Origin of the sequence: Embleya hyalina (assembly GCF_003967355.1) — a bacterium.
GTDB lineage: Bacteria > Actinomycetota > Actinomycetes > Streptomycetales > Streptomycetaceae > Embleya > Embleya hyalina.
In genome coordinates, this window is record NZ_BIFH01000016.1 from 472,647 (window position 1) to 491,585 (window position 18,939).

Consider the following 18,939-nt stretch of genomic DNA (forward strand, 5'->3'; position numbering starts at 1 on the left):
GGCTGAAGTCGGCCCCGGTCCCAGCTGCGCCCTGCCGATACGCGGGCGCCGCGCGGCGTCCTCAAACGCCGGACGGGCTGGGATCGGCGGGTCCCGGGTATGCCTGCGGGCGCGCAGGCGCGTGGCGTCCTCAAACGCCGGACGGGCTGGGGTTGCTCGGGTTTCGGGTGTGGCTGCGGGTGTGTGGTGTCCTCAAACGCCGGACGGGCTGGGGTTGCTCGGGTTTCGGGTGTGGCTGCGGATGCGTGGCGTCCTCAAACGCCGGACGGGTTGGGGCTGTCCGCGTTGCGGGGTGAGCGCGGATGTGTAGGTGTGGCCTGTCCTGACGTGGTGGATGGGTGGGGTTGCTCGATTCGGTGGCTTGGGTGCGGGGTGTTCTGAAGCGCTGGGCGGGCTTCGGGGCGTGGTTGCGGCGAGGTGGGTGTGACGGGTCCGCACGTGTCGGGTGGGCTGGGGTGTCGTGTGTGGGCTTGGTGGTTGGTTGTTCCGGTGGGGGTGGTGTTGGGCAACCTTCCTGTTTGGTGGGGGGATTGGGGCGGAGGGCGGGTTCGGCGGGGGCTCTTGACAGGTTTGGCGGGGCGTTGTTTTACTCGCTTCGCTACTTGGAATTGCGTTCCGCTAGACGGAACGACGGACAACGGGGAGCGGCATGAGATTGGCGACAGTCGACTGCGAGGGACGGGCAGTGGCCGTGGTCGAGCGGGACGGGGGGCTGTACCGGCTCGACGTGCCCGGTGGCGGGACGCTCGGGGCGCTGATCGCGGCCGGCCCCGAGGTGGTGCGGGCGGTGGTCGATGCCGCCGTCGAGCCGGTTCGGGCGACTCGCCACCTGGCGCCGTTGCGGCCGGGGAAGATCGTCGCCATCGGCCTGAACTACCTGGACCACATCCGCGAGGCCGGCGTGGAGCCGCCGGGCAACCCGCTGGTGTTCGCCAAGTTCCCGTCCAGCGTGATCGGCAGCGGCGATGCCATCGTCGTCGACGCCGAACTGACCAAGGACGTGGACTGGGAGGTCGAACTCGGCGTGGTGCTCGGCCGAACGCTGCGCAACGCGGACAAGGACGAGGCGATGGCGGCGATCGCCGGCTACACCGTCGCCAACGACGTCTCCGCCCGCGACCTCCAGTTCGGCGACGGCCAGTGGGTGCGTGGGAAGAGCCTGGATACGTTCTGCCCGCTGGGCCCGGTCCTGGTCACCCCCGACGAGGTGGCCGACCCGCAGGCGCTCGCGCTGCGCACCCGGGTCAACGGGCAACTCGTGCAGGACTCCTCGACCGCCGAAATGCTCTTCGGCGTCGCCGAGTTGTTGTCGTACTGCTCGCGGGCCTTCACCCTCGAACCCGGCGACCTGGTGCTCACCGGCACCCCCTGGGGTTGCGGCGCGTTCATGGACCCGCCGCGCCGGCTGGCACCGGGCGACGTGCTGGAGACCGAGATCGAGGGCATCGGCGTACTGGTCAACCCGGTCGTCGGCGCCGAGGCCCGACCGGGACGTTCGTGATCCTCGGCGGTTCCGTCCCCGGCGCGGGGGCGGGGCCGGTCCCGCTGTCGCCGCCGGCGGCCACACTCGGCGAGAGCCCGTGCTGGGACGTGCGCGGCGGCCGGCTACTGTGGGTGGACATCCCGGCGGGCCGGGTCCACTACCTGGTCCCCGACACCGACCTGCACGGCTGGTACGACATCGGCCGACCGGTGAGCGCGATCGTCCCGCGCGTGGTCGGCGGCTTCGGCCTCGCCGTGCGTGAGGGATTCGCCGTCCTGGAGCCGGACGGCACGGTCCGGATCGTCGCCCCCGTGGAGGCCGACCGACCCGGCAACCGGATGAACGACGGGGCCTGCGACCGGGCCGGCCGCTTCTTCGCCGGAACCAAGGCGGAGGACGACACCCCCGGCGCCGGCGCGCTCTACCGACTCGATCCGCCCGACACCGCCCACCCGAGCCGACCGCCGGTACTCGTCCGGGTGTTCGCCGACGTGACCAATTCCAACGGGATCGCCTGGAGCCCGGACGAGCGACTGGTCTACTACGTGGACACCGGCACCGGCCGGATCGACGTCTGCGCCTACGACCCGACCGACGGAACCGTCTCCGACCGCCGACCCTTCGCCGAGATCCCGGCGGAGGCGGGCCTGCCCGACGGCCTGACCGTCGACGCCGACGGCGGTGTGTGGGTCGCGTTGTGGGAGGGCGGGGCACTGCGCCGCTACACCCCCGACGGCCGGCTCGACCGCACCCTGTCCGTCCCGGTACGGCGGGTGACGAACTGCGCGTTCGGCGGACCCGACCTGGACGTGCTCTACGTGACCACGGCCGCGACCGACGGCCGCGAACCGCTGGGCGGCCGGTTGTTCGCGTTCCGACCCGGAATCCGCGGCCTGGCCGCGCACCCCTACCGAGGCTGACCTCCCCTTCGCGGCCGACCACGCCCGCGACCCGCGGCCGACCTCCGCCGCGACCCCACGATCGACCCCACACCCGCCCCGGCAGGGCGAGATGGAGAGTGCACGTGAAGGCCAACCGGTACACCGGCGACGAGGCGACACAGGGGGCACGACGATGAGGGCGCTCGTGTTCACCGGACCCGCCACCGTCGAGATGGACGACGTGGCCGAACCCGAGCCGGCCGAGCACGAAGTACTGATCCACGTGCGCAGCGCCGGCATCTGCGGCAGCGAACTGCACGGCGTGCGCACCCCCGGCTTTCGCGTCCCGCCCCTGGTGATGGGACACGAGTTCGCGGGCGTGACCGACGACGGAACCTCGGTCACCGTCAACCCGATCCTGTCCTGCGGCACCTGCGACCTGTGCCGGGGCGGCCTGCGCCAGGTCTGCCGCGACCGCCGGATCATCGGCGTACACCTGCCCGGCGGCTTCGCCGAGCGGGTCGCGGTACCGCGCTCCGCGCTGCACAAGCTCCCCGACGACATGTCGTGGGAGGCCGCCGCGGTGGTCGAGCCCGCCGCCAACGCGGTACACGCCTGGCGGCTCGCCGACGTCGCGCCCGGCGCCCGGGTCGGCGTGATCGGCGCCGGCGCGATCGGCCTGGTCTGCCTCCTGGCCGCCGCCGGCGAGGAGACCGCGAGCATCGCGGTCGCCGACCGCTCGCCCGAACGCCGCCGGATCGCCGCCAAGTTGGGCGCCACCACCGTGTCCGGCGAACTCACCGGCGAGTTCGACGTGGTCTTCGACGCGGTCGGCAGCAGCGACACCCACGAGCAGTCGGTGCGCCTCCTGCGTCCGGGCGGGGTGGCCATCTGGCTCGGCCTGGCCGGCGCGGAGGCCGGGTTCGACGCGACCGTGCTGGTCCGTACCGAAAAGCGCGTGCTCGGCTCGTTCGCCTACACCAACGCGGAGTTCGAGCGCGCCGTCGACCTCGTCGGCGGCTGGGGCCTGGGCTGGACCGCGAGTTACCCCCTGGAGTCGGGCGCGGAGATCTTCACCGACCTCATGCGCGGCGGCAGCCACCCGGTCAAGGCGATCCTGCGCCCCTGACCGACCCCACGGAGCACCGACCCCACGGAGCACCGACCCACCGGAGCGCCCACCCACCGGAGCGCCCGCCGACCATTCGAGCGTCCGCCACCCCGAGCCTCCCGCCCCCGACCACCCGCCCCGAAACCCACAGCGAGGTGACCGCACCATGGCAAGGATCGTGCTCATCGGAGCCGGCAGCATCACGTTCGCCAAGAACCTGCTCTCCGACCTGCTGACCTACCCCGAACTGGCCGACGAGACGACCGTCGTCCTGCACGACATCGACGTCGAACGGCTCAACACCGCCGAGCGGATGACCCGGTGGATGATCGACAAGCTCGGCGTCGGCGCCAAGGTGGAGGCCCACCTCGGCCGCCGCCGGGCGCTGGCCGGCGCCGACTACGTGATCAACGAGATCGCGGTCGGCGGTGTCAAGGCCGCGCACATCGACTTCGAGATCCCCGCCCGCTACGGGCTGCGCCAGACCATCGGCGACACCCTCGGCATCGGCGGCATCTTCCGCGCGCTGCGCACCATCCCGGTCATGGTCGGCATCGGCAGGGACATGACCGAGCTGTGCCCCGACGCGATCCTGATCAACTACACCAACCCGATGTCGATGATCCCGCGCGCGGTCTACGAGGGCACCGGCCTGAAGAAGGTCGTCGGCGTCTGCCACTCGGTCCGCGACACCGAGGCCACGCTGGCGCGCCTCGTCGGCATCCCGAAGGAGGAGATCTCCTTCCGCACGGCCGGCGTCAACCACCAGGCGTTCGTCCTGCGCTTCGAACACCGCGGCGAGAACCTCTACCGACGCCTGGACGAGGTGATCGAGGCCGACCCGGAGATGCGGCGCCGGGTACGGGTCGAGGTCTACCGCCGCTTCGGCTACTTCCCCACCGAGTCCAGCGAGCACGGCTCGGAGTACCTGCCCTGGTTCCTGCCGCACCAGGACCAGGTGGACCACTTCCGACTGCCGATCGGCACCTACCTGGACTGGCTCCAGGACAACCTCGACACCTACGAGGCGCTGGTCGCCGGGCTGCGCGCGGGCAACGGCGTGGAGATCGCGCCCGGCAACGAACTCGCCTCGCTGATCATCCACTCCATCGAGACCGGTACCCCGCGCGTGCTGCACGGCAACGTGGTCAACGACGGGCTGATCGGCAACCTGCCGTCGGACGCGTTCGTCGAAGTCCCCTGCCTGGTCGACAAGGCGGGCGTACAGCCCACCACGATCGGCGCGCTGCCGGCGCAACTGGCCGCGCTCAACCGGAACTACCTCAACGTCGGCGACCTGACCCTGCGCGCCGCACTGGAAGGCCGCCGCGACCACGTCTACCACGCCGCGATGCTCGACCCGAACGCGTCCGCGACCCTGACGCTGCAACAGATCCAGGACCTGGTCGACGAGTTGATCGTCGCGCACGGTGCCTCGCTGCCCGACGGCATTCGCAACTGATCCGCCCGACCCAGACAGGGAGCGAGTAGATGATCCCGCACTTCCCCCACGAAACCGTCGTGCCGGCACACCTGAAGGATCTGCCGCTGGCGCGGTACACGCCGCGCTCACGGCTCGTCGTCGGGGCGCACGAGGTCGAGCGGGCCTCGCTCCCGGTCGTCGACGCGCACATCCACCTCGGTCGCTGGCTCAGCGAGGACGGCGGCTGGGTGGTGCCCGACGTCGGCGCGCTGCTCGCGATGATGGACGAGTTGAACATCCGCGGCATGGTCAACCTCGACGGTCGTTGGGGTACCGAACTCGACGAGAACCTGGCCCGCTACGACCACGCCCACCCCGGCCGGTTCGCCACGTTCTGCCACGTCGACTGGCGCGAGTTGGCCACCCCCGGATTCGAGGAGCGGATCGCGGCCGGGATCCGCCGGGCCGCCGAGACCGGCGCGGTCGGACTCAAGGTCTGGAAGGACCTCGGCCTGCAACTGCGGGACCACGCCGACACGTTGGTCATGGTCGACGACCCGCGCCTGGACACCCTGTGGGCCACCGCCGGCGAGGTCGGCCTGCCGATCTGGATCCATACCGCGGACCCGGTCGCCTTCTTCGACCCCATCGACGAGCACAACGAACGCCTCGAACTGCTCCTGGCCCGCCCGGACTGGTCGTTCGCCGACGAACGATTCCCCAGCTTCGAACGACTGGTCCAGGCGCTGGAGAACGCGGTCGCCCGGCACCCCGGCACCACCTTCGTCGGCGTGCACATGGGCTGCTACCCGGAAAACCTGCAATGGGTGGGCCGGATGCTGGACACCTACCCCAACTTCCACGTCGACATCGCGGCCCGCATCGCCGAACTCGGCCGCCAGCCCAGGGCCACCACCGAGTTGATCCTGCGCCACCCCGACCGGGTGCTCTTCGGCACCGACGAGATCCCGCCGGACCGGGCCTCCTACCGGCGGCACTTCCGCTTCCTGGAGACCGCCGACGAGGGTTTCCCGCACTCCGACCAGGACCCGCCCCTGATGGGCCGCTGGGCGATCAGCGGACTCGACCTGCCACGGGACGTGCTGGCCAAGGTCTACACCGACAACGCACTGCGACTCGTCCCCAGGCTGGCCTCATGAGCATGACCCTCGGCCGGCGCAAGGGCCGCCCCGCCCGCCCCCGAACCGGCAACCGCGCGCGGTCGAAGGAGAATCGGGCCGCCGGCCTGTTCCTGCTCCCCGCGTTCGTCGGCTTCGCCGTCTTCTACCTCTACCCCACCGGTCGCGGCATCTGGATCTCGCTCACCGACTGGAACCTGCTCTCCGACCCGAAGTACGTCGGCGCCGACAACTACGTCGAGGTGGCCGAGGACCCGCTGTTCTGGAACGCCCTCAAGGTCACCGCGTACTTCGTCTTCATCACCCTCGGCGTACAGGTCGGCGTCGCCCTCCTGCTCGCCGCGATCATGGTCCGGCTCACCGGATCCGTCGTGGTCCGTGCCCTGCTCCTGGTGCCCTGGCTGGTGCCGAACGTGACCATCGGGCTGATCTGGCTGTGGATGCTCGACGCCAACCTCGGCTTCGTGAACCACCTGATGGGCAAGACCGGGAGCGACACGCACGGCTTCTTCGCCTCGCCGGACGAGGCCCTGCTGAGCGTGTCCGCGGTCAACATCTGGGCGGGCACCGGATACGTGGCACTGCTCCTGTACGCCGGGATGTTGCAGATCCCGGGCGAGCTGTACGAATCCGCGTCCCTGGACGGCGCGGGCGAGATCCGGATGTTCTTCACGATCACCCTGCCGCTGCTGCGGCCGATCCTCGCCCTGGTGATGGTGGTCTCGGTGATCGGCTCGTTCCAGATCTTCGACACGATCGCGGTGACCACCAAGGGCGGCCCGGTCGACGCCACCCGCGTCGCCTACTACTACATCTACCAGGAGGCGTTCACCCACTTCCGCATGGGCTACGCCGCCGCGATGGCGCTGTGCCTGGTGGTCGTGCTCGGCGGACTGACCTACCTCCAGATGCGCCTGCTGCGCGCATCCACCTCCGACCTGGCCTGAGGGGTCGACCATGTCCACATCCATCCAGGCCCGACCGACCACCCGGGCCACACCCGCGAAGCCGGCGGCCGGTGCGAGCGAACGCCGCTCGTCGCGAAGGAAGTTCAGCCTCGGACGGGTACTGGCCTGGCTGGTGCTCGGCGTCTCGCTGCTGATCACCCTCTTCCCCTTCTATTGGATGTTGCGCACCGCGCTGACCGACGGCAACCACCTCTACTCCGACAGCACCTCGCTGTGGCCCGAGAACTTCACCTTCGCCAACTTCAAGCGGGTGCTCGGGCTCGCGTCGGACGAGGAGAGCCGCGCGGCCGGCGGATCGGGCGCCGACCTCGACTTCCTGCTGTACACCCGGAACTCGATCGTCTACACCACGGCGATCGTGGTCGGGCAGACCCTCTCCTGCGCGATGGCCGGCTACGCGCTCGCCCGACTGCGTTTCCGCGGGCGCGAGTTCGCCTTCGCCGTGGTCGTGGGCGCGCTGATGGTGCCGCCGATCTTCACGCTGCTGCCCAACTTCGTGATGGTCAAGGACCTGGGCATGCTGAACAGCTTCGCCGGCATGGTCGCGCCGACGCTGCTGATGACCCCGTTCACGGTGTTCTTCCTGCGCCAGTTCTTCATGTCGATCCCGCGCGAGATCGAGGAGGCGGCGATGCTGGACGGCGCCGGCCACTGGCGGATCTTCTGGCGGGTGGTGCTGCCGATGAGCAAGGGCCCGATCCTGACCATCGCGCTGACCACCGCGGTGTGGGCGTGGAAGGACTACCTGTGGCCGCTGTTGGTCGGCAACGAGCCGGACAACCGGGTACTGACCACCGGCATCGGCGTGTTCCTCCAGCAGTCGCCCAACGCCCGTCCCGACTGGACCGGCCTGATGGCCGCATCCACGCTCTCGGTCGTGCCGATGCTGATCCTGCTGGTGGTCTTCGGTCGACGGATCGTCAACGGCCTCGATTTCACCGGCCTCAAGTGACCCCCTGAGTCCTACTCCGAGGAGATCCCCATGTCCCGTCCCGTGATCCGCCGTTCGCTGAGATCGCCCGCCGTCCGTATGTCCGCCGTGGTCGCCGGTGTGGTGCTCGTCGCCGCCGGGTGTGGTTCCGGCGGCTCCTCGGGCGGCGGCGGTGGGGGCTCGGTGAAGCTGAAGTATTCGCTGTGGGACGACAACCAGCTTCCGCAGTACAAGAAGTGCGCGGAGGCCTTCCACGCCAAGAACCCGAAGATCACCGTCGAGGTGACCCAGACCGCGTGGGCGCAGTACTGGCAGAACCTGACCACGCAGGTCGTCTCCGGGACCGCGCCGGACGTGTTCACCAACTCCGTCCTGTACTTCCCGCAGTTCCAGAAGAACAACCAGATCCTGGACCTCACGTCCTACATCCGGCGCGACGCGGTGGATCTGCAGCAGTACCAGGCCAACCTGGCCGACGTGTGGACACGTGACGGCAAGCGCTACGGCCTGCCCAAGGACTGGGGCACCATGGGTGTCGCGTACAACAAGGAGATGGCGCAGCGCGCCCGACTCACCCCGCAGGCACTGGATGCCTGGAACTGGAACCCGGTCGACGGTGGCGACTTCGGCCGCGCGGTGGCCGCGATGACCGTCGACGAGAACGGCCGCACCGGTCTGGAGCCGGGCTTCGACAAGAACAAGGTCAAGACCTACGGTCTGGCCATCGCCTACGAGGGCGGCGCCGTCGGCCAGGACTCCTGGGGCCCGTTCGCGGTCTCCAACGGCTTCCAGTACGTGGACAGGAACCCGTTCGGCACCAAGTACAACTACACCGACCCCAGGCTCACGCAGACCCTCGACTGGTTCGCGGGGCTGATCAGGAAGGGGTACATGCCGGCGTACGACAAGCAGTCGACGGTCGGCGCCGACGGGCTGCTCCAGTCCGGCAAGGCCGCGATGACCATCGCCGGTTCGTGGATGGCCAAGACCTACACGGCCGACGGCAAGGTCGCCTTCGCCGGCATGCCGACCGGCCCCACCGGGCGCAAGACGCCGATCAACGGCCTGTCCGACGCCGTGTACGCCAACGGCAGGCACAAGGAAGAGGCCTGGCAGTGGGTGAAGTTCCTGGCCTCCACCGAGTGCCAGGACATCGTCGCGGGGGAGGCGGTGGTCTTCCCGGCGATCACCACGTCCTCCGCCAGGGCCGAGGCCGCGCAGCAGGCCGCGGGCCGCGACATGCGGATCTTCACCCAGCCGGTGGCAACCCCCGGCGAGACCTTCGTACTTCCGGTCACCGACCAGGGCGACCGGATCCTGGACATCGTGCAGAGTGCCGTCGACCGGGTCTGGCTCGGCCAGACCGACGCCAAGTCCGCGCTCGGTCAGGCGAACAGCGATGTCAACGCCCTACTGAAGAAGTGAGCCACCGTCCCATCCGGAAGGCCATTCCAGAAGGAGTACGCATGCGCACGGATTCTCGTGCCCGCTCGTGGAGAGCGCGCACTGCCGCGGCGGGAACCGCCGCCGCCGCACTGCTCGGCGGGTCGCTGATCGCGACCGCGCCGGCCGCCCACGCCGACCCCGGCCCGGGCATCAACCAACAGGTCGGTGTACCGGCCTACTTCCACCCGGGCGTCCCGTCCGGCGGGACGGCCTGGGCCACCCTCGCCAGTGGTACGGGCACCCCGGGGCTGACCGTCGTGAACATCGCCAACGGGCCGAACTTCGAGGAGAACGCGCCCAACGAGACGTTCAAGTCCGCGATCCGGCAGGTGCGTCAGGCGGGCGGCAGGGTGATCGCCTACGTGGACACCGGCTACTTCGGCACCAATACCATCGGTGCCCCGAAGACGACCCGGCTCGGCGACACGAGCATCGCGGCGTGGCGGATCCAGATCCAGCACGACGTGGACAAGTGGTACCGGCTCTACGGTCCCGAGATCGACGGCATCTTCTTCGACCAGGGCCAGAACAGCTGCGGCCCGAACGGGACGAACGCGTACGCCGACGAGTATCGGGCGCTGACCGCGTACACCAAGCGCAACCACCCGGGCGCACTGGTGGTGGACAATCCCGGCATCGACATCCCGCAGTGCTACGAGAACGTGGCCGACATCCAGGTCACCTTCGAGGGCAGCTACACCGACTACCAGGCGTTCACCCCGCCGCAGTGGGAACTCGACGCCGACCCGGCCAAGTTCTGGCACCTGATCTACGAGACCACCGAGGCGCAGCTGCCGTCGGCGGTGGCGCAGAGCAAGCAGAAGAACGCCGGCACGGTCTACGTCACCCCGGACCACCTCGACCCCAACCCGTGGGACAGCCTTCCGGACACCTCCTACTGGTCGACGGAACTGGCCGCGGCCAAGGTCGCCCCGACCGCCGCTCCGGCGACGCCGGCGCAGCCCGCGGCCGGCACCGTCTCGGCCACGTCGGTACAGCTGAGCTGGCCGAACTCGGGCCCGAGCACGGTGGCCGGCTACGACGTCTACCGGGACGGTGTCCCGATCGGTTCGGTGCCGCACCGCACCACCGGCACCTCGCAGTTCACCGCGACGGACCTGAACCCGTCGACGGCCTACGCGTTCACGGTTCGCGCCCGCAACGACGCGGGGGTGTTGTCGGCCGCGAGCCCGGCGCGCGGTGTCACCACCTCGGCGGCGGGCGCCAACCCGCCGGGGGTGCCCGGGTCCTTCACCGGCGCCACCGCGGGCCCCACCTCGGTGCAGCTGTCCTGGACGGCGTCGACGCCGGGTTCGGCCGCCGTCGAGGCGTACGACATCTACCAGGACAACGCTCGGATGGCGACGGTGCCGGCGAGCCAGACCTCGGCGCGGCTCGGTGACCTGACGCCCGGTACGACCCACACGTTCGACGTGGTCGCCCGGGATGTCACCGGTCGGGTGTCGGCGCACACCGCGCAGGTCTCGCTGACCCCGCCGCCGCCGGTGGGCGGGCCGATCGTGGACGTCTCGGCGACCCTGACGGCCACCCAGGCCGAGTACAAGGCGACCTACCAACTGCCGTTCGGCACGCACCGGGTCTTCATCGACGCGGACAACAACGCGAACACCGGATACGTCACGGGCCCGGTGTACCCGGGCGTCGGGGCCGACTTCATGCTCGAGAACGGCTTCCTGTACCGGGCCACCAAGAACGGCGCGGACTGGACCGGGATGTGGCAGACGGTGTCGCTGACGCCGTCGCCGCTGGTCTCCGGCACCAACGACCAGTTCGTGTGGCGGATTCCGACCTCGGTGTTCGGCACCCTGAACGGGGGCACGCAAAAGCTGGCCATCCAGGGCGGCGAGCCGAGTACCTGGGCGGCCGCCTACCTGACCATCGTCCAGCAGTAACCCCATGAACGGGCATCCCGGCCGCCGTCCTCGGTCGGGATGCCCTCCACCGAACGGCGTGGCGACCGTGTCGCCACGCCGCGAACCGCCCGCCCCGTCCCCGCCCCGATTCGGGGACGGGGCGGGCGTCGTGTGTCACAGGCCGATGGCGGACAACGTCTCGAAGTCGTCGTCGGTGAGCCGGACCCGGGCCGCCTCGGTGTTCTCCTCCAGGTGCGCCACGCTCGACGTGCCGGGGATCGGGAGCATCACCGGCGAGCGACGCAGCAGCCAGGCCAGCGCCAGCTGCGCGGGGGCCGCCTCCCGTTCCTTCGCGAGGGTGTCCAACGGCCCGCCCGGGCGGGCGAGTTGCCCGGTGGCGATGGGATGCCACGGGATGAAGGCGATGCCCTCCGCCGTGGCGTAGTCGAGTACGGACTCGGCCCTGCGGTCGACCAGGTTGTACTGGTTCTGCACGGAGACGATCTCGACGATCTCGCGTGCCTCGCGCAGTTGCGCGACGGTGACCTCGGACAGGCCGATGTGCCGGATCTTGCCCTCCTCGCGCAGCCGGGCCAGTTCGCCGAGCTGGTCCGCGAGCGGGACCCGCGGGTCGATCCGGTGCAGCTGGTAGAGGTCGATCCGGTCCAGACCCAGGTGGCGCAGGCTCAGTTCGGTCTGCTGGCGCAGGTATTCGGGCCGGCCCAACGCGTGCCACTCGCCCGGACCGGTGCGGGCGAAGCCGCCCTTGGTGGCGATCACCACGTCGTCGGCGTACGGGTGCAGGGCCTCGCGGATCAACTGTTCGCTGACGAACGGGCCGTACGAGTCGGCGGTGTCGATGAGGGTCACCCCCAGTTCGACGGCGCGTCGCAACACCCGGATCGCCTCCGGGCGGTCCTTCGGCTCGCCCCAGACACCGGTCCCGGTGAGCTGCATGGCACCGAATCCGAGCCGACGCACCGGCAGGTCGCCGCCGATCGGGAAGACACCGGACGCCTGGGCGGGGCCGGACGCGGACGAGACGGTCATGGGTTCTCCGTAGGGGTCGGGCGGCCCGACGGGCCGGACGGCACGGACGAGGTCGAGGCCCATTCTGCCCCCATGAACCGCCCGGACGGCGATGACCTGCGATCACGGCTGCCCGCGCGCGGCTCGGATGTCCATCCACGAGGTGACCAAGTCGGGGCACGCACTTGTACACAACGACACATTCGCCGCGGGCCGGCGCTGCCTAGTGTGTGGCACTCGTCGAGGCACCGGATCCACGGATGGAGCGATTCATGGTCTGGCTGGTACAGGACTATCGCGAGGAGGACCTCGCGGCGGTGGTGCACCTGATCGACACCACGACCGGGCTCGGTCAGGAGTCGGTGTTCTCGCTGTCGGAGTGCATCCACGCACTGGCCTCGCGCCAACCGGCGGTGGTGGCCCGGCGCGACGGCGCGGTGGTCGGCGCGGCGCTGGCCACGGTGTCCGAGGGACGGGCCTGGGTGATGCGGATCGCCATCTCGCCCGGCGCGCGCGGCCTGGGTCTGACCAGCACGCTGCTGCTCGCCCTGGAGCGCCGACTGGTCGAGGAGCGGGTGCGGCGGATCGCGTACGTGCTGCCCGAGGAGGACTCGCGCGAGCTGGGGCTGCGCAACGCCGGCTACGAACGGCGGCCAGCGGTGGCCTACTTCGAGAAGGTCGAGCCGGTCGACGACCACGCCGCGGAGACCCTGGACCGGCTCGGCGGGCGCATGTTGCCGGGCGACCTGTGGTCGAAGGTGGCCGGCATGGAGGTGGAGAAGAACCTGATCGAGCGGCGTGTGGTGCTCCCGCTCGCCGATCCGGGGCGAGCGCTGCGGCACGGGGTCGAACCGCCGCGCGCCATCGCCCTGTTCGGGCCGCCGGGGACCGGCAAGACCACCTTCGCGCGGGCCATCGCCTCCCGGCTCGGCTGGCCGTTCGTGGAACTGCTGCCCTCGCGTCTGGCCGACGGCGGCAACCTCGCCGCGGCGTTGCGCGAGGCGTTCGGGCGGCTGGCCCGACTGGAGCGGATCGTGGTGTTCATCGACGAGGTCGAGGAGATCGCGCCGATCCGGCACGCCCGACCCGGCGCCGGGCACGCGGTGACCAACGAACTGCTCAAGCTGATCCCGGCGTTCCGCGAACACGGTGATCGGCTGCTGGTCTGCGCGACCAACTCGGTGCGCTCGCTCGACCCGGCGTTCCTGCGGCCCGGCCGGTTCGACTACATCATCCCGGTGGGCACCCCGGACGCGGACGCCCGCCGGGCGATGTGGACCCACCACGCCTCGGCCCGGCCGGACGTGGACCTGGACGCGCTGGTGGCGGCGAGCGACCTGCTCACCCCGGCCGACATCGGGCACGCGGCGCGGATCGCGGCCCAGGCGTCCTTCGAGCGCGACCTGTTCGACGGCGCCGTCGGCGCGGACGGCCCGGGCGCGCAGACCCGCGACTACCTGGACGCGCTCGCCCAGTCCCGCCCCACGGTGACCGCGAGCATGGTCGAACTCTTCGAGGAGGACATCACCACCCACGCGCGGGTGTGACCCGAACGCCGGCCGGCGGGTTCGACCACGACCCGGGCCGCGGTGGTCGGCCCGGTCACCCGCTCGCGGGTGACCACCTCGTCGCCGTGCACCACGGCGGGCACCCGCCGGCCGTCCTCGACCCCGGCGCGACCGGGTGATCGCGGTCCCCGACCACCGCGGTCCCGGGCGTGGTCCCGACGAGCCTCGGCGTTCCCGGCCTTGACGTGCTCTCGGTGGTGGACGTACGTTCCCTTCCAGCGATTGAAACGTTTCATTTTTGGTGTCAGGAGTCCCCATGCAGGACATCGAGGCGGTGCGGGCAGCCCTGCGCGCCCAGCGGATCGAGACGCCCTCGTGGGCCTACGGCAATTCCGGTACACGCTTCAAGGTGTTCGCCCAGGAGGGCGTCCCGCGCGATCCGTACGAGAAGATCGCGGACGCGGCCCGGGTGCACGCCCTCACCGGCGTGGCACCGCTCGTGTCCCTGCACATCCCCTGGGACCGGGTCGACGACTACGCGCACCTGGCCGCCCACGCCCACGACCACGGGGTGCGGATCGGCGCGATCAACGCCAACGTCTTCCAGGACGACGCCTACCGCCTGGGCAGCGTGACCAACCCCGACGCCCGGGTGCGCCGCAAGGCCGTGCACCACCTGCTCGCCTGTGTGGACGTACTGGACGCCACCGGATCGCGCGACCTGAAGCTCTGGTTCGCCGACGGCACCAACTACCCGGGCCAGGGCGACATCGCCACCCGACAGGCCTACCTCGCCGAGGCGTTGGCCGAGGTGTACGCGCGCCTCTCCGCCGACCAGCGCATCCTGCTCGAGTACAAGCTCTTCGAGCCCGCCTTCTACATGACCGACGTCCCGGACTGGGGCACCGCCTACGCGCACGGCCTCGAACTCGGGCCCCGAGCCGTGGTCTGCGTGGACACCGGACACCACGCGCCGGGCACCAACATCGAGTTCATCGTCGCGTTCCTGCTGAGCCGGGGCCGGCTCGGCGCGTTCGACTTCAACTCGCGCTTCTACGCCGACGACGACCTCATGGTGGGCGCCGCCGACCCGTTCCAGCTCTTCCGGATCATGCACGAGGTGGTGCGCGGCGGCGGCCTCGACCCGGCGGCGGGGGTGAACTTCATGCTCGACCAGTGCCACAACATCGAGCCGAAGATCCCCGCCCAGATCCGCTCGGTCGCCAACGTCCAGGAGGCCACCGCCAAGGCGCTCCTCGTGGACGCCGAGGAGTTGGCCGCCGCCCAGCAGGCGGGCGACGTACTCGCCGCCAACGCCGTACTGATGGACGCCTACGCGACCGACGTCCGGCCGCTGCTCCGGGAGTTGCGCGAGGAGCAGGGCCTTGCGCCCGACCCGGTGGCCGCCTACCACGCGTCCGGCTACGCGGAGCGGATCCGCGCCGAGCGCGTCGGGGGTACACAGGCCGGCTGGGGCGCCTGATCCCCTTCGGGCCCGGCCGACCCACCCGCTCGGCCGTCCGTTCCATCCCGTCACGCCCCCGTCCCGACCCCTCCAGGCACGAGGAGACCCGCCGATGTCCGGCACCCCACCCGAGGTCGAGCACCTGCTCCGTCGCTCGCACGCGCTCGGCGCGGATCCACGCAACACCAACTACGCCGGGGGCAACACCTCCGCCAAGGGCGTCGGCACCGACCCGGTCACCGGCACTCCGGTGGACCTGCTCTGGGTCAAGGGCTCCGGCGGCGACCTGGGCACGCTCACCGAGGACGGACTCGCGGTGCTGCGCCTGGATCGGCTGCGCGCGTTGGCGGCGGTGTACCCGGGGGACGACCGCGAGGACGAGATGGTCGCCGCGTTCGAGTTCTGCGGGCACGGTCGCGGCGGTGCCGCGCCGTCCATCGACACCGCGATGCACGGCCTGCTCGACGCCGCGCACGTGGATCACCTTCACCCCGACTCGGGCATCGCGCTCGCCACCTCCGCCGACGGCGAGAAGCTGACCGCCGAGTGCTTCGGCGACACCGTGCTCTGGGTGCCGTGGCGTCGCCCCGGTTTTCGGCTCGGCCTGGACATCGCGGCGATCCGGGCGGCGAACCCGCGGGCGATCGGGTGCGTCCTCGGCGGGCACGGGATCACCGCGTGGGGTGAGAGCAGTGCCGAGTGCGAGCGCAATTCGCTGCACATCATCCGCACCGCCGAGGAGTTCATCGCGGCCCGATTCGACCCCGCCCGCCATCCGTTCGGCGAGCCGATCGCCGAACCGCTGCCCGAACCCGAACGCCGGGCCAGGGCCGCCGCGTTGGCCCCGCTGCTGCGCGGCCTGGCCTCGACCGACGGCGCCCGGGTCGGGCATTTCACCGACACCGCACCGGTGCTGGAGTTCCTGTCCCGCGGCGAGCACCCCCGCCTCGCCGCGCTCGGCACCTCCTGCCCGGACCACTTCCTGCGCACCAAGGTCCGCCCGCTGGTACTGGACCTGCCGGCCGACGCGCCGCTCGACCGGGTCGCGGCCCGCCTGCGCGAACTGCACGCCGACTACCGGGCCGACTACGCCGCCTACTACGCGCGCCACGCCGAACCCGACTCGCCGGCCATGCGCGGCGCCGACCCGGCGATCGTCCTGGTGCCCGGGGTGGGCATGTTCTCGTTCGGCGCGGACAAGCGCACCGCCCGCGTGGCGGGCGAGTTCTACCTCAACGCGATCAACGTGATGCGCGGCGCCGAGACCGTCTCCACCTACGCGCCGATCGACGAGCGGGAGAAGTTCCGGATCGAGTACTGGGCCCTGGAGGAGGCCAAGTTGGCCCGCCTGCCCCGGCCGCGCCCGCTGGCCGCCCGGGTGGCCCTGGTCACCGGCGCCGGTTCGGGTATCGGCCGGGCCATCGCGGAACGCCTGGTCGCGGAGGGCGCGTGCGTGGTGGTCGCGGACCGGGACACGGCGAGCGCGACGGCGGTGGCCGCCTCCCTGGGCGGTGCGGACCGGGCCGTGCCGGTGACCGTGGACGTGACCTCCGAGGCGGGCGTCGCGGCCGCCTTCGCCACCGCCGCGCTGGCGTTCGGCGGGGTGGACCTGGTGGTCAACAACGCCGGACTGTCCATCTCCAAGCCGCTGTTGGAGACCACGGCACAGGACTGGGACGTGCAGCACGACGTGATGGCGCGCGGCTCGTTCCTGGTCGCGCGCGAGGCGGCCCGGACCATGATCGAACAGGGCCTGGGCGGCGACATCGTCTACATCGTGTCCAAGAACGGCGTCTTCGCCGGCCCGAACAACATCGCCTACGGCGCGACCAAGGCCGATCAGGCCCACCAGGTGCGGCTGTTGGCGGCCGAACTCGGTCCGCACGGGATCCGGGTCAACGGCGTCAACCCCGACGGCGTGGTGCGCGGATCCGGCATCTTCGCGGCCGGGTGGGGCGCGCAACGGGCCGCGGTGTACGGGGTCGAGGAGGAGAAGTTGGGCGAGTACTACGCGCAGCGCACCCTGCTCAAGCGGGAGGTGTTGCCGGAGCACGTGGCCAACGCGGTGTTCGCGCTGACCGCCGGCGACCTCTCGCACACCACGGGCCTGCACATCCCCGTCGACGCGGGCGTCGCCGCGGCGTTCCTGCGATGAACACACGCAACCGGCAGGGGAGTTCCCCCGGCGTCTTCGCCGCCGTCGATCTCGGCGCCTCCAGCGGCCGGGTGCTGGCCGGTCGGGTGGGCCCCGAGGTGCTGAGCGTCACCGAGGCGCACCGCTTCGTCAACCGTCCGGTGCGCGTCGGCGGCACCCCGTACTGGGACGTCCTGGCCCTGTACGGCGGGGTCCTGGACGGCCTGCGGGCCGCGGGCCGCACCACCGCGGGCACGCCGACGAGCATCGGAATCGACGCGTGGGCGGTCGACTTCGGACTGCTCGACGCGAGCGGCACGCTGCTCGGCAACCCGGTGCACTACCGCGACGAGCGCACCGCCGGCGTCCCCGAGCGAGTGCACGCCCGCGTCCCCGCCGCACGGCTGTACGCCGTCACCGGAATCCAACACGCGAGCTTCACCACCCTCCATCAACTCGTCGCGGCGGCCGCGACCCCGCAGTTCGGCCCGGCCCGGCGGGCGCTGCTGATCCCGGACCTGATCTCCTACTGGTTGACCGGCGAGGCCGGTACCGAGCTGACCAACGCCTCCACCACCGGACTCCTCGACCCGGACACCCGGCGCTGGTCCACCGGGATCATGGCCGAACTCGACCTCGACCCGGGCCTGTTCGCTCCACTGCGCGCACCCGGCGCGGCGGCCGGCACGCTCACCGACGACGTTTCGGCGGAGACCGGACTGCCCACCGGGGTCCGGGTCACCGCCGTCGGCTCGCACGACACCGCCTCGGCCGTGGTCGCCGTCCCCGCCCGCGACGAGCGCTTCGCCTACATCTCCAGCGGGACCTGGTCGCTGGTCGGCGTCGAACTCGACGCGCCGGTGCGCACCGAGGAGAGCCGGCGGGCGAACTTCACCAACGAACTGGGCGTCGACGGCACGGTGCGCTACCTGCGCAACGTGATGGGCCTGTGGCTGCTCCAGGAATGTATGCGGCACTGGGACCGGCTCGGCCGGCCGCGATCGCTGGACCGGCTGCTCGACGACGCGGCGCGGGTGGCGCCGCTGCGCTCCCTCGTGGACGCGGGCGATCCCGCCTTCCTGCCGCCCGGCGACATGCCCGAGCGCGTCGCGGCGGCCTGCCGCCGGGCGGGCGAGCCGGTCCCGAGGACGCCGGGGGAGACGGTGCGCTGCATCCTGGACAGCCTCGCGCTCGCCTACCGTCGGGCGGTACGGGACGCGCAACGCCTGTCCGGGCGCACCGTCGACGTGGTGCACGTGGTCGGCGGCGGCGCGCTGAACACGCTGCTGTGCCAGGCGACCGCCGACGCGTGCGGCCTGCCGGTGGTGGCCGGGCCGACCGAGGCCGCGGCGCTCGGCAACCTGCTCGTTCAGGCCCGGGCCGCCGGGACCGTACCCGGCTCGCTCGCGGATCTGCGCGCGCTGGTCCGGACCACTCAGCCGCTGCGCCGCTACGAACCCCGCCCCGACGCGGGCGACTGGGCCCGAGCCGCCGACCGCCTGCCGAAGCGCACCGAATCACCGGCCTGACGCCACCGCCGGTCGCGG

The 18,939-nt window shown here is 71.3% G+C and carries 14 protein-coding genes; 13 read left to right on the forward strand and 1 reads right to left on the reverse strand.

The annotated features are described in order from the left end of the window. The first annotated feature begins 649 nt into the window (after positions 1-649). The 9 genes from EMA17_RS12780 (at position 650) to EMA17_RS12820 (ending at position 11,295) form a co-directional block, all read left to right on the forward strand. On the forward strand, positions 650-1,501 hold the full coding sequence (locus EMA17_RS12780) for a fumarylacetoacetate hydrolase family protein (protein ID WP_126637051.1): 852 nt from the start codon (positions 650-652) through the stop codon (positions 1,499-1,501). Continuing rightward, positions 1,498-2,403 (forward strand): SMP-30/gluconolactonase/LRE family protein, encoded by a 906-nt coding sequence (locus EMA17_RS12785; RefSeq protein ID WP_246126622.1) that lies wholly within the window; start codon positions 1,498-1,500, stop codon positions 2,401-2,403. Before EMA17_RS12780 ends, EMA17_RS12785 begins: the two co-directional genes overlap by 4 nt. 154 nt (positions 2,404-2,557) lie before the next feature. Further along, entirely contained in the window at positions 2,558-3,493 is a 936-nt protein-coding gene (locus EMA17_RS12790) for a zinc-dependent alcohol dehydrogenase (RefSeq protein ID WP_160161391.1), read from the forward strand. 148 nt (positions 3,494-3,641) lie between these two features. Further along, complete coding sequence (gene melA / locus EMA17_RS12795; RefSeq protein WP_126637053.1) at positions 3,642-4,937, forward strand: alpha-galactosidase; 1,296 nt, start codon at positions 3,642-3,644, stop codon at positions 4,935-4,937. Positions 4,938-4,966: 29 nt separating this feature from the next. Then, entirely contained in the window at positions 4,967-6,058 is a 1,092-nt protein-coding gene (locus tag EMA17_RS12800; RefSeq protein ID WP_126637054.1) for an amidohydrolase family protein, read from the forward strand. Next, positions 6,055-6,984, forward strand: coding sequence for a carbohydrate ABC transporter permease (locus tag EMA17_RS12805; protein ID WP_218042770.1), 930 nt, complete (start codon positions 6,055-6,057; stop codon positions 6,982-6,984). The genes EMA17_RS12800 and EMA17_RS12805 overlap by 4 nt, the downstream gene beginning before the upstream one ends. Before the next feature lie 10 nt (positions 6,985-6,994). Beyond that, complete coding sequence (locus EMA17_RS12810) at positions 6,995-7,957, forward strand: carbohydrate ABC transporter permease (protein ID WP_126637055.1); 963 nt, start codon at positions 6,995-6,997, stop codon at positions 7,955-7,957. A gap of 30 nt (positions 7,958-7,987) precedes the next feature. Next, the gene (locus tag EMA17_RS12815; RefSeq protein WP_126637056.1) at positions 7,988-9,361 is read left to right on the forward strand and encodes an ABC transporter substrate-binding protein; all 1,374 of its coding nucleotides are present in this window, start codon (positions 7,988-7,990) and stop codon (positions 9,359-9,361) included. 41 nt (positions 9,362-9,402) lie between these two features. Then, positions 9,403-11,295, forward strand: a complete 1,893-nt coding sequence (locus EMA17_RS12820) for a spherulation-specific family 4 protein (protein WP_126637057.1) — start codon at positions 9,403-9,405, stop codon at positions 11,293-11,295. A gap of 135 nt (positions 11,296-11,430) precedes the next feature. Here the strand turns inward: EMA17_RS12820 and EMA17_RS12825 are convergent, their stop codons facing one another. Next, on the reverse strand, positions 11,431-12,306 hold the full coding sequence (locus EMA17_RS12825; RefSeq protein ID WP_126637058.1) for an aldo/keto reductase: 876 nt from the start codon (positions 12,304-12,306) through the stop codon (positions 11,431-11,433). Positions 12,307-12,557: 251 nt separating this feature from the next. Between EMA17_RS12825 and EMA17_RS12830 the strand changes: the two genes are divergently transcribed. From EMA17_RS12830 to EMA17_RS12845, 4 genes are all read left to right on the forward strand, one after another. After that, a complete protein-coding gene (locus EMA17_RS12830; RefSeq protein WP_126637059.1) occupies positions 12,558-13,832 on the forward strand; it encodes an ATP-binding protein in 1,275 nt (424 codons plus the stop codon). Positions 13,833-14,109: 277 nt separating this feature from the next. Further along, the gene (gene rhaI, locus EMA17_RS12835) at positions 14,110-15,276 is read left to right on the forward strand and encodes an L-rhamnose isomerase (RefSeq protein WP_126637060.1); all 1,167 of its coding nucleotides are present in this window, start codon (positions 14,110-14,112) and stop codon (positions 15,274-15,276) included. Positions 15,277-15,370: 94 nt separating this feature from the next. Then, entirely contained in the window at positions 15,371-17,413 is a 2,043-nt protein-coding gene (locus EMA17_RS12840) for a bifunctional aldolase/short-chain dehydrogenase (protein WP_126637061.1), read from the forward strand. Next, positions 17,410-18,921 (forward strand): rhamnulokinase, encoded by a 1,512-nt coding sequence (locus EMA17_RS12845; RefSeq protein WP_126637062.1) that lies wholly within the window; start codon positions 17,410-17,412, stop codon positions 18,919-18,921. The genes EMA17_RS12840 and EMA17_RS12845 overlap by 4 nt, the downstream gene beginning before the upstream one ends. The last annotated feature ends 18 nt before the right edge of the window (positions 18,922-18,939 follow it).